Source organism: Virgibacillus sediminis (genome assembly GCF_042643265.1).
Taxonomy (GTDB): Bacteria; Bacillota; Bacilli; order Bacillales; family Amphibacillaceae; genus Virgibacillus_O; species Virgibacillus_O sediminis.
The window spans coordinates 166,195-177,675 of sequence record NZ_JBHRRZ010000038.1; the positions used below are offsets into that span (position 1 = coordinate 166,195).

12 protein-coding genes are annotated in these 11,481 nt (G+C 46.9%); 4 read left to right on the forward strand and 8 right to left on the reverse strand.

Features of this window, described 5'->3' with window-relative positions; translation table 11 throughout:
* Positions 1-144: 144 nt before the first annotated feature.
* Positions 145-1,197, forward strand: a complete 1,053-nt coding sequence (locus ACFODW_RS15675) for an FUSC family protein (RefSeq protein ID WP_390307733.1) — start codon at positions 145-147, stop codon at positions 1,195-1,197.
* Between the two features lie 515 nt (positions 1,198-1,712).
* Here ACFODW_RS15675 and ACFODW_RS15680 read toward each other — a convergent pair.
* Entirely contained in the window at positions 1,713-2,858 is a 1,146-nt protein-coding gene (locus tag ACFODW_RS15680; RefSeq protein WP_390307734.1) for a M20 family metallopeptidase, read from the reverse strand.
* A 27-nt stretch (positions 2,859-2,885) separates the two neighbouring features.
* A complete protein-coding gene (locus ACFODW_RS15685; protein ID WP_390307735.1) occupies positions 2,886-3,860 on the reverse strand; it encodes an ATP-grasp domain-containing protein in 975 nt (324 codons plus the stop codon).
* A 164-nt stretch (positions 3,861-4,024) separates the two neighbouring features.
* Between ACFODW_RS15685 and tatA (ACFODW_RS15690) the strand changes: the two genes are divergently transcribed.
* Together tatA (ACFODW_RS15690) and tatA (ACFODW_RS15695) are read left to right on the forward strand one after the other, a co-directional pair.
* Positions 4,025-4,216, forward strand: coding sequence for a twin-arginine translocase TatA/TatE family subunit (gene tatA, locus ACFODW_RS15690; protein WP_390307736.1), 192 nt, complete (start codon positions 4,025-4,027; stop codon positions 4,214-4,216).
* A 271-nt stretch (positions 4,217-4,487) separates the two neighbouring features.
* Entirely contained in the window at positions 4,488-4,670 is a 183-nt protein-coding gene (tatA, locus tag ACFODW_RS15695) for a twin-arginine translocase TatA/TatE family subunit (protein ID WP_390307737.1), read from the forward strand.
* 79 nt (positions 4,671-4,749) lie between these two features.
* Here tatA (ACFODW_RS15695) and ACFODW_RS15700 read toward each other — a convergent pair whose 3' ends face one another.
* A complete protein-coding gene (locus tag ACFODW_RS15700; protein ID WP_390307747.1) occupies positions 4,750-5,022 on the reverse strand; it encodes a DUF2164 domain-containing protein in 273 nt (90 codons plus the stop codon).
* A 99-nt stretch (positions 5,023-5,121) separates the two neighbouring features.
* The gene (gene purU, locus ACFODW_RS15705) at positions 5,122-6,021 is read right to left on the reverse strand and encodes a formyltetrahydrofolate deformylase (RefSeq protein WP_390307738.1); all 900 of its coding nucleotides are present in this window, start codon (positions 6,019-6,021) and stop codon (positions 5,122-5,124) included.
* 178 nt (positions 6,022-6,199) lie between these two features.
* Here purU and ACFODW_RS15710 point away from each other — a divergent pair, with 178 nt between their 5' ends.
* Entirely contained in the window at positions 6,200-6,433 is a 234-nt protein-coding gene (locus ACFODW_RS15710; RefSeq protein WP_390307739.1) for a TM2 domain-containing protein, read from the forward strand.
* 100 nt (positions 6,434-6,533) lie between these two features.
* Here the strand turns inward: ACFODW_RS15710 and ACFODW_RS15715 are convergent, their stop codons facing one another.
* From ACFODW_RS15715 to ACFODW_RS15730, 4 genes are all read right to left on the reverse strand, one after another.
* Complete coding sequence (locus tag ACFODW_RS15715) at positions 6,534-7,424, reverse strand: sulfurtransferase (RefSeq protein ID WP_390307740.1); 891 nt, start codon at positions 7,422-7,424, stop codon at positions 6,534-6,536.
* 161 nt (positions 7,425-7,585) lie between these two features.
* A complete protein-coding gene (locus tag ACFODW_RS15720) occupies positions 7,586-9,121 on the reverse strand; it encodes a Na+/H+ antiporter NhaC family protein (protein ID WP_390307741.1) in 1,536 nt (511 codons plus the stop codon).
* 239 nt (positions 9,122-9,360) lie between these two features.
* The gene (locus tag ACFODW_RS15725; RefSeq protein ID WP_390307742.1) at positions 9,361-9,630 is read right to left on the reverse strand and encodes a hypothetical protein; all 270 of its coding nucleotides are present in this window, start codon (positions 9,628-9,630) and stop codon (positions 9,361-9,363) included.
* Positions 9,631-9,776: 146 nt separating this feature from the next.
* Positions 9,777-11,144 carry a hypothetical protein gene (locus ACFODW_RS15730; protein ID WP_390307743.1) on the reverse strand — a complete coding sequence of 456 codons (1,368 nt, stop codon included), beginning with the start codon at positions 11,142-11,144 and terminating at the stop codon, positions 9,777-9,779.
* Positions 11,145-11,481: the final 337 nt, after the last annotated feature.

The following is an 11,481-nucleotide window of genomic DNA, read 5'->3' on the forward strand; positions in this document are numbered from 1 at the left end:
AAGTTTTTAAGATTTTTCTATGGGAAAAAGATGAAAGTAGACGTTTATAACATCTAAATCAATGGAAAACGTGTATAATCAAATACGTGTTCCAATCGCTCTTGTAAGAAAAAGAGTGATCATCAACTCAGAGGTGAAACATACATGGACTTTACAATCGGGCCAAGAATGGTTAAAACCGGATTGGCTGTAGCTTTGACATTAATGGTGACCTCCCTCCTTTCCCTGGAGCTTGGGTTCATCGGGGCGATCGCCTCCATCATGGCCATGCGTCCGTCGATCATGCGCTCCTTTACCTACATCAAGGACGTCGCTCTTGCGAATACGGTCGGCATCGTCTTCGCTATTCTCGGAGCAATTCTGCTCGGCACGGAGCCAATAGCCATCGGATTCGTAGTAATCATTTCCATTGCAGTGGTAATTAAACTGGATCTGGAAAGTACCGTAAACCTGGTCGTATTGATGGTTGTCACCCTGATGGCATCCAGTACCGGCAATGAAATCGATTTGCTCTACGCTTTACAAAGGGTAAGCCTTGTGGCAATTGGTGTACTATCAGCTTTTGTGGTAAATGCACTCATTTTTCCGCCAAATCATAAGAAAATGCTATATAAGATGATTAAGACTTCCAGTGACCGCTCCCATCTGCTGTTGCGGGCGATTCCAAATAAGAAAATGAGCATTCCGCAGATGAAGGAAGACGAGGAAACTTTGGAAGAGCAAAATAAAAAAGCAAGAGATTATTATCAAGTGATTTATGATGAGCGGAATCGAATGTTCATTAAGGAACGGCTGAGTTTTCTCCGGACCATTGTTGTATATAAGCAGATGATTGTTGTGCTTGAAAGACAGTACACATTGATTGAAAGCCTCGATCGGAAGCTGAGTGAGATTGAGGAAATGTCGGAAAATAAGTCGTTCCTCATCAAGAAGCTGATGGAAGAGATCAATAACTATAGCGAGAATATCATGATGATGTTTGAAGGGAAAATCATCCTGGATAAGGACTTGCAGCGTGAGACGAAGTCGGCAATGAGGTTGACGATTAATGATCTGATTACTGAACTGCAGGGCTCTGATTTCCAGAAGTGGACGAAAGTCTTCCCTGTCGCCAACAGTATCATTGATTTGTTTACAGAATTGGAGAGGCTGGAAAAATTGGTGCGCGTTTATCAAATGAAGGAAGAGAAAAAGTAGTTGGATAGTGTGGTGCTGGCGCCCGAGGGAGCTGGGGTGCCGCACGAGTTTTGATGCTGGCGCCTGAGTGTAAGGTGCTGAGGCCCGAGTACGGAAGGCTAGCGCCCGAGTGAGACTGGTTGAAGCTCGAGTTTGGGTGCTGGCGCCCGAGTATAGCAAATGGGGTCCGGATGAATTTCCGGGCCCCATTGTCATTTAATTGACTATCTTTCCTTAGCGAGCACCACTGCCACATAAAAAAAGCCTCGGCAACAGACGAGGCTCTCTGAATCTATCCATTTTTAGTTTTCTGCTGCTTTCTCCGCTGGATCATCCCCCGGACGACATCCGGCCACTGATTCGGTTGAGGCATTAAGTGGAGTGTGTGGTGCTGCAGCCCGAGTAAGCATGGCTACGGCACAAGTTGCGGGGACTGGCGCCCGAGTGAACATAGCTACGGCACGTATATGCCGCTCCGCCATTATTCCATATAAAACCCGGGGTGCATTTCCCCCGGGTCCATTTACTAAGAATCTTTATTTCTTGCCGCCGCATTCAGCGAGCAGCATAGCGAACAGGGCGCTGCGCACGGGCATTTGGTCCAGCACGACCTGTTCATGATTGGCATGGGCCCCATCTCCTACAGGGCCAAGGCCATCCAAGGTTGGTGCGTGTGGGGCCGTGTAGTTGCCATCGCTCGCACCGCCGCTGGCCATTTCGGTCAGTTCGAAACCAAGGTGGTCTTTGGCCAGCTTTTTAGCTGTGGCGAATAGATCGGCAACTCTGTCCGTACGCTCGAGAGGAGGACGGTTGATACCGCCCTCCACCTGGATTTTTGTACCTTCCAGCTTTGGCTCCAGATTACGGATAAGCGGCACCGCCCGCTCCAGCTCCTGCTCGGACTCCACGCGCAGGTCGACTTCCGCCCGGGCCTTTTCGGCTACTACGTTACTTGCGCTGCCTCCTTCGATTTTCCCTACGTTGAAGGTAGTTCCCGTCTCCAGGTTGCTATGGGAATGGAGGTAAAGGGTCTGATGGGCGATCTCCTCGATAGCGCTCACCCCTTTAGCCGGATCCATGCCCGCATGAGACGGCTTTCCGGTCACTTCAATATGGAATACACCAAGACCTTTCCTTGTTGTCTTCAGGCTGCCTTTCTCCGACATGCCCGGTTCCAGTACAAAGACGAACTCACTTTGTTCCGCCTCTTCCTCGATCATTTTTTTAGAGGAAGGATTGCCAATTTCCTCATCGGAATCGAAAAGGAATACTACCTTTTTATTGAGCTTGATGCCTAAATCCTTCAGCGCCTTGACGGCAAATATCCCTTGGATCAGACCACCTTTCATATCAAATACGCCCGGGCCATAGGCTTTGCCGTCCTTGATGGTGAATGGCATTTTCTTAATGGTATCACGTGGCCAGACCGTATCCATATGGGCCAGGACGAGAATCTGCTCCTCTCCCTCGCCCCATTCCGCTTTCACATGATTTCCGTAAATGGCATTTTCAATGATGGTGCTCTTGCCGCCGGTCAGGTCCTCAAAGGTTTTCGCAACCCAATCGGCTACCTTATCGACTAATTCCTTATCGAGAGATGGTGATTCCTTTTCTACTATTTTTTGCAAGTAATCTACCATCATCTCCTCATCCTGTTTCAGTTGGTCATAAATTTCCCTCAAACATTTGCCTCCTTTGCCTGAAGAAATCTATTCGATTCGGTGAAGCACCACTTCCGGATACTTCAGCATCGCTACACCATCCTCATAGCTGCTTCCCTGATAAGGAGGATTCTCTTCTCCTTTCAGATTGCGGACAATGTAGGTCATAAAGTCGCAGCCTGCCTCATAGGCGTGGAGATAACCTGCGCCGAAACGGGGATTTACCTCGGAAAGGTAGAACTTCCCATTATATTCAAAGCAGTCGATATCGATCGGACCGGCAAATTCCGCTTGGGAAATAAAGTCCTGGACAAGTCCTTGCAATTCTTCATTTCTCACGGAAATTGACTTGCTGGTGGCGCCGCCTGTCATTTCAAACTTCTCCTTGATGAACAGGTCCACCAATTCTCCACTGACCATATCTATATAGGCATCCACCCCATATTCACGGTCTTTGAGATGCGGCTGGATGATGTACTCCCCCTCTTGGGATAACGCATCCTCCAGTTCAGCCTCCGACTCGACTATCTGGACACCTTGACTGGCTTTGCCATCTTCCGGCTTGACTACCATTGGGAAGTCCAGTTCCCCTCTTTCCAATCCAGCCTTTGCATCTTTCAGCAAATTATAGGTCGGTACTCCAGGAAGACTCCGCTCTTTCAAATATTCATAGGTTTTCAATTTATCGCAGCACATTTCCACGATTTCCAGTTTGGAGAGTACCAAGGTCACACCTAGTTTGTCAAACTTTTCCTTGTGTTGGGCAAGTAATGGAACTTCCTCATCAAGCACAGGAACAATGCCCTTGATGTCATGTTTGCGGCATACCTCCAACACTTCATCAATATATCCCTCTTCGTCCGTCCGAGGAATTACTTCCGCCTCATCTGCTGTATATAAAGAGGGAGAATATTTATCCCAATCGGCAGCAATCACCTTGCCGCCCCCTTCATTTTCTAATGCTTTTTTCAAGTATTGCACAAATTTCACTCTGCTTCCTGTACTGCATATTAGAATATTCATGGTAGCCTCATCCTTATCTTTAAATTTTTAACTAATTAACCTGTACCTTTTTTCTTTTTGTTGTTATATATTACTCTTTTGCTTTAAAACGAAACATTTAGGGTAAAGGAAATACAAAGAAATTTATTATTTTCCCAACAAATCGTAAGAAAAGGAGGACTACCATGGGACTTTCCAACATAGGGATACCCGGCCTGATTCTCATTCTAGTTATCGCTTTGATCATCTTTGGACCGAAAAAACTGCCGGAAATTGGCAAAGCATTCGGGGAAACACTGCACTCCTTCAAAAGAGCAGCAGCTGATTTAATGGAGGATGATGATACTGCAGAAAAACCTAAAAAAGAACAATCTTGATATTAAAAGGGCTAGGACCTACTAAATTGTTTCTATCAAAAGTGTAACGATGCACGGAATCAGCGGAGGAAATATGCGCAGACTCCTGCGGAAGGACAGCTCTAGGCGAGACCCGCAGTACGATAACATAAGGAGGCTCACCTAGGCCCCCTGCGGAAAGCAAAGCATATTTCCGCAGCGGGTTCTAGTAAAGTATATATTTCCATACATACGGTTATACTTTAGCTATAGAACAATTCTCCATACGCATGATAGTAAAGGAGCCAGTGCCATGGGACTATCCAATATCGGAATACCCGGTTTGATTCTCATCCTGCTCATCTCCCTGATCATCTTCGGGCCGAAGAAACTCCCGGAGATCGGTAAAGCATTCGGCGAAACACTCTCCTCGTTCAAAAAAGCAACCAGCGAAATCATGGACGACGAGAAGCCGACAGAAGAACCAAAGAAATAATAATCAAAGAAACAGGCCGTCAGCGGCCTGTTTTTTCTGAGCAGGATAATATAAAATTGCAGCCTTCCTTCGTCTCCTTTTACCTCTTTCCAAAATGATGAACAGCTTTTTTCAATGATTGTATATCCTCTTCCATATTCACCAGTTTCTGATCCACCATTTCACCAGCATCATCCAAGCCCTGATTATAGAAGTACGGTCCGATTTCTTTCGTGATAAAGTCAAGAAAGTTCTCTGCTGCCAGATTACCCAAGTTCTCTCCATGTTCCTCTTCAAAGTAACCCTTTATATTTTCAATCATTTGGTTTTTTTGTGACTTGTTCCAGTCTGATATCCACTTAATCCCTCCTATCTTGCCGCCGACCTATTTCGGAGACATATAAAGACAGGGATACGACATCGATAGTGACTCGTATCCCTGGTCAGCATGAAAGCTTATGCTGTTATCTACTTAAAAGACAATCGTTTTATTGCCATGGACTATGATGCGGTCATCAAGATGCCATTTCACCGCACGGGCCAGAACACTGCGCTCGATCTTCTGCCCGATCTTTTTCATGGCATCGACATCGTCGTGGTGGTTCACCCTTCCAATATCCTGCTCGATGATCGGCCCTTCATCTAAATCATTTGTTACATAGTGGGACGTTGCACCAATCATCTTTACCCCGCGCTGGTAGGCACGCTCATATGGCTTTGCTCCTACGAATGCCGGGAGAAAAGAGTGGTGGATATTGATGATTCTGTTCTCAAAGCTTTCGACAAAGTCCGGTGTCAGGATCTGCATATACCGGGCCAATACAATCACATCAATATCATACTCGGCCAGCAATTCCTTCTGTTTCTCCTCGACTTGCCTGCGTATTTCTTTATTTGCCGGTATGTAATAGAACGGAATTCCCAGCGATTCTACCATTTCACGGGCATCTTCGTGATTACTGATCACCAGACCGATATTGGCCATCAGATCACCGGACTGCCATTCCCATAGCAATTCCAATAGTGCATGAGGTTCCTTGGATACGAAGATCGCCATGTTTTTGATTTCACTCACATACATGATCTTCCAATCCATTTGGAATTCTTCTGCAATTGGCTGGAAATCCTCTTCCAATTTTTTGGACTTCTGGATCAGATTCGGGCAGTCAAATTCGATACGGATGAAAAATTCCCCGCCCATCGGGTCCATTGTATACTGATCGGATTCTACAATATTCGCTCCATGCCCCTGCAGGAACTGGGATACTGCGGCTACGATTCCCGGCCGGTCCGGACAGTTGATCAGGAACCGTGCACGATCAGCATTCTTCTGTTGATAATTCTTTAGTGTTTCTTTTGCATAACTAGTCATATTTCTTCCCTCTTCATTCTTTAATTTATCTTCTACTTTATTTGATTTGCCGGGCCTGGTCAAGACTATTACAGCCATCACTCTATAAAAATACCAGATACAAAATTGCAGCAATACTACCGGCCCTGATTCACTTCCTTCATTTTAGGTTATATATATAGAAGCAGGAGGTGACCGCATGTATAAAAAAAGTTTGGCAATTGCATATATCCTATGGTTTTTCCTTGGTCAAATCGGTGTCCACCGTTTCTATACAGGCAGGGCCGGGACTGGTATCATCCAGCTGCTCCTTGGAATCAGCGGCTGGGCGACAACAGCCATCCTAATAGGTTGGATTCCGCTGGCGATTCTGTGGGTTTGGCTCGTGATTGATATCTTTCTTATCCCAGGGATGTGCCGAGATCCGAAATAATGCTAAAAGGGAGCTTTGCGGTCATGCCGCAAAGCTCCCCTTATATGTCACTATCTCAATTATTTCCCGGGAAATTAGTTTGTTTTGTCGAACCCCGTTTTTACTTTTCTCCTTTTTCCAATGGCAGGGATGGATCTTCCGTCCACTCAGTCATCGAACCGTCATACATTGCTACATTAGTTTGTCCCAATTTATTCAATAGCAGGGCATTCCAGGTGGCGGCAATTCCACTGCCACAGTAGGTAATGACCTTTTTATCGGGATCTAATGCGCCAGCCTTCTCAAAGTTCTCTCTGATTCTGTTATCTTCCAGAAGCTCCTGTGTTTCCGGATTGGAATGGGACCCGAAAAAAACATGTTCACTGCCCGGGATCCGGCCGCTTCGCTTATACGTATTGGTCTCGCCGCGAAAGTCCGCTTCAGAGAGACTATTGATCAGCACAACATCGTCATCCTCCATCGCCTTCTTCACATCTTCCTTGGTCGCAAGCATCTCGGGCCTGCGCTCTCCGGTAAAGTTGGCTTTTGGATAAGAACCTGGCTCGGTTGAGACAGGACGGACTTCTTCTTTCCATTTGGAAAATCCGCCTACGAGTACAGCAACATCATCAAATCCCTCATACTTCAGCTGCCATGCAAGACGGGAAGCCCAATCATTCGCCACGGTGGACGTGCCCACCTCTGCGCCCCGGTCATAAACAACGGCATATGTTCCGTCACCTACACCAAGTTCACTGATTTTCTCCACGAACTGCTCCCTCGGTGGTATCGTAAAGGCAAAAGGGGCATCTGGGTGTGACAGCTCCTTATATAGATCGGCATAGACCGCACCTGGTATATGCTCCTCGTCATAGGCTTCCCTGCCTGACCAAACTTTGTAGTATCCTTCGGTAGGCTTCAGATAAGTGGTTGCATCCAAGATACGGAGTTTTGGATCATCCAGCCTTTCTTCCAGCCACTCAGTAGCTACAAATAACGGAAATCCTGCCATCGTTAATCTCCTCCTAAGGTGAAATTTTTCTGATAAAATTTGTCGGTTTAATTGGAATATAACACTATACCTCCCTTCCATCAAACAAGATGCCGTTTCAAACCAAAAAGACCGGAACAGCTTCTACTGTTTCCGGCCTTATAAGAAATGAGGAAGCAATTTTATCCAGCCTTTCCATACCGCCTCTCGTGTCTGTTTCCAAGGTACCTTAGGATGAAATACTGGGCAATTATACCGGCAACCAGCAAGACAATACTGCTGCCAACTACGGTGTATAGGAGATAAAGGACACCAGCAATTCCGGCAGGGACTAGTGCGTATGGAATCTGGGTATTTACATGGGCAATATGATCGGACTCCGAGAAAATTGATGCCATCACCGTTGTATCAGAAATTGGCGAGACATGGTCACCGAATATGGCACCGGCAAAGATGGCCCCAATCATGATGGGAATAAGTTCCTCCCCGCCCATCGTATAGCCAAGGGGGACAGCGATTGGTGTCAGGATGGACATCGTTCCCCAGGAAGTACCGGTTGCAAACGAAATGAACATGGCTATCACGAACACTAGAAATGGGAGGAGAGCAACAGTCATCCAGCCCTGTGTTGCTGCTACGACGAATTCTGCGGTGCCGAGTTCAGATGTAACCGTACCAATCGACCAGGCCAGCACAATGATGATCAGTGCCGGCAGCATGGTGCGAATCCCGCCAAGCAAGGTATCCTCACAGGACTTCAGGCTCATCCCCTGAATGACCGCCAGGATGATGCCCACCACCGTCATGGCAAAAGCTCCCCAAGTAAGTGCCACAGATACATCTGTGTCGGCAAGTGCATCCATCAACGATTTCCCTTCTGCCCCGCCGCCGGAATACCACAGCCCCCAGATACTGACAGTAATTAGTGTCACCAACGGCAGGATGAAGTTCCATACACTGCCGTCCTTTTTATGCGGCTCTCCAAGATCCTGATCCACCGATGAAAGTGGCGTGGATCCCTCTGGAACCAACTTTCCTGTGGTGTGGGCCCGGTGCTCTGCTCTTGCCATCGGCCCAAAATCCTTGCCTGCAATGATCATCGGCACGGCCAGCAAACAGAGGATGGCATAAAAGTTCCAGGGAATCGACTGCAGAAAGGCGAAGTATGGCTCCGCTCCGACCAGACTCATGCTGGCAAATGCCGCCGCCACCAGTGAGACCTGAAAGCCGATCCAATCCGACACAGGGCCGATGGTCGCAATCGGGGATGCGGTGGAGTCGATGATATAGGCTAGCTTTTCCCGGGACACCTTGTATTTGGCCGCAATGTCCTTGGTGGCATTCCCGATGATGACTGAATTCACATAGTCATTGAAGAAAATCAGCAGCCCTAGGAAATACGGCAGGAACAGCACCCGCTTCTTAGTCGTCAGCCGTTTCTGCATCACCCTGATCAATCCTTCCGACCCGCCTGTCTTGAACATAAAGGCGGCACCGGTTCCAAGTAATGCCGTCATGACCAAAAAACGGGCATTCCATGGATCAACCATGACATCCTTCATCCAGGTGAAGGTCAGTCCAACTGCCGCAAAGGGATTACCCCCGGCCGCAATCAGCCCACCCACCCAAATACTGATAAACAAAGAAAACAGCACGCGCTTCGTCAAAATGGCCAGTACCACAGCAACAATCGGCGGTATAACAGATAAAAAGTCCACTAACTAAAACCCCCTTCTTCTTAAACTGTGCACGTCCACATCCAAAACCCTTAAAGAAATAGCTTGTTACATTTATATGTTCTAAGGCAGGGGGATAGTACTATAGGAAGCGGCCGTGGGAAGAAAATCGATGTCCCATTTGTCCTAGAATATACTGGATATTCAGTTTACAAAAAATTAACCATAAAAAAACTCCCCGTTTGTCACGGAGAGAGGCATTTCATCCAATATGAATCCTGTCATTCTTCATAATCCAGCATTGTATAGAATCCAAGTATAATAGTAGATAATCCCAGTCCGAATAAAATGCTGCCCATTACAAGAAAGTTGGTGGTATAGCTTTGCTCTCTCTTTTCATACGCGGAAGTCTCCACGGAGCCGCCCTGGGCGACCAGCCAATTTTCTGTAATAGAAATTCCTAGGTCGATGCTGAATACAATCAGCAGGAATCCAGTAATACCGAAGCATGCGCCCAGCATATATAACTTGCTTGTTTTTTCTTTTTTCACCTGACCCACCTCCACCACCAAATATGTCTGAACATACAAAACATTTTAACATGATGGAATGCTCACAAATAACCCCTGTTCCCGAGAAAATTCCTGCCTTTTATTCATAAGAAAAACCCCGCCTGTCCAGACGAGGTTCATCGTGCTTAGACAAGGAATAATGCTACCATAATGCCGATAGCACCGAATACAAAGGTGAAGGCCAGATTGGCAAGTGTTATCTTGTACGGATTCTGATAGGTGTTGATCGATGTCATCGTTACGGTTATCCCATAGGTTCCCGCTGCCGCCGTCGCCATGGCGGCAACAATAAGCACCAGCCCGATGGCCAACGGATTGAATACATCGAATAATGGATTCAGCACTTCGAGCAGGATGGCAATCGTCCCCACTGGATGAATACCGATCATGGCAAGGATGAAATAGGTGATGAGGATCAATAGCAGAACGACTGCCGGGTAATTCTCCATAGCCAGAAACGGCCCTTGAATGACACCGACAAGATCTGTCTGGCTCAACGCCCCTGAAAACAGGGACAAGGATATAAACAGGATGATAAAGTTCTGCATATGGCTAGTCTGATGTTTCCAGGCCGCCAAACCATCCCGCCGGAATGTCTTCCATTTCCGGATCAGAAGTGCCCAAATGGAAGAGAACACCGGAATAACCAAGGTCACGGTCAAGATGAAATTCAGCCCCATATAGTGGTTGACGATCAGAATCACTGCGAGGAACAGCACCAGCGCAAACATAAGCTTCATAATTTCCCTTATGACGCCCCCCATCGGTAGCGGAGGGACTTCCGGATTACTCTCTAAGTATGGGATGCTCCGGAAGTTTTTCCAGCCGAATAATAGATCCACCCCGAGCGCAAGAAAAGAAATCAGCAACAGCCATGGCAGATAGGTGAGATAGCTGACCCCTGTCCCCTCTATCGCCAAGGCAACAATAATTTCCATCGGGCTCCAAACAAGTGCCAGAGCAAACGCCCGTATCGTCGTTTTGTTGATGAAGGCATTGCGGACAGCCGTGTTCATTTTTCTCATATTCTCCATCAGCAGCTGCTGGGTTAGATTGATCGCCGACAGGTTCAGGAAGGTCATCAGTATGTATGTTGTTATCTGACTTTTCATATAAAGGTTTCCCAGGTTGCTTACATTGCCTTCCATCAACCCTTTGATCTGCTCGTCATAGCCGCCTGCTTTTACCACACTGTTAATGAAGGGCAGGACTGACAGGAAGGCCAGCATCAATAGATTCGATGTCAGATACAGGGGCAGTTCGGCAGCCGGGAGACCTGCGCTTATGTACATGATCAGTCCTATTCCGATGAAGGATCCGCCGAGAATCCGGAACAGTTTACTGGCCCAGATAAACGAAATCCCAAGCATCGGGATGGCTAAAACTCCGACTATATATTGCAGCCATGGAATCTCCAAAAATACATTGATAATATGTAAAACTAAGACTGCGGAATAATAGATATATAGTTTTTCCCTAATGCGCTGCTTCATGAAATTAACCTCTCTTTCTGCCATTACACCTATGATAGAGAGGTTTTCGGCAGGTGTCAATAACTGGCAAAAAGTCATACGCAGGGCTTTCTGCCCCCCCCCCTCTATTGGAACTGGGATACTTAGAAAAACTATAAGTGAATTTTATCCATGGATCTATTTCATCCAACTGAGTAATTTTTTGTAAAAAAAAGCACTGCATCCTGCAGTGCTCAGCTTGTAGAGAAACCCCGTGTTTTTCTACAAGCTTTTTTTCTTGCCTCCAGGAGCACGAACCATTCCCTTTCCGCGGACGAACGCCCGAGCCTCCTCGTGAAAACCCACACTGCGGGGTCTC

What these genes read in the sequence shown, in the direction of transcription:
- tatA (WP_390307737.1), top strand. Translation starts at nt 4,488, where the DNA reads ATGGGACTATCCAATATCGGAATACCCGGTTTGATTCTCATCCTGCTC.
- ACFODW_RS15685 (WP_390307735.1), bottom strand. Translation starts at nt 3,860, where the DNA reads ATGAATATTCTAATATGCAGTACAGGAAGCAGAGTGAAATTTGTGCAA.
- ACFODW_RS15730 (WP_390307743.1), bottom strand. Translation starts at nt 11,144, where the DNA reads ATGAAGCAGCGCATTAGGGAAAAACTATATATCTATTATTCCGCAGTC.
- tatA (WP_390307736.1), top strand. Translation starts at nt 4,025, where the DNA reads ATGGGACTTTCCAACATAGGGATACCCGGCCTGATTCTCATTCTAGTT.
- ACFODW_RS15715 (WP_390307740.1), bottom strand. Translation starts at nt 7,424, where the DNA reads ATGGCAGGATTTCCGTTATTTGTAGCTACTGAGTGGCTGGAAGAAAGG.
- ACFODW_RS15710 (WP_390307739.1), top strand. Translation starts at nt 6,200, where the DNA reads ATGTATAAAAAAAGTTTGGCAATTGCATATATCCTATGGTTTTTCCTT.
- purU (WP_390307738.1), bottom strand. Translation starts at nt 6,021, where the DNA reads ATGACTAGTTATGCAAAAGAAACACTAAAGAATTATCAACAGAAGAAT.
- ACFODW_RS15675 (WP_390307733.1), top strand. Translation starts at nt 145, where the DNA reads ATGGACTTTACAATCGGGCCAAGAATGGTTAAAACCGGATTGGCTGTA.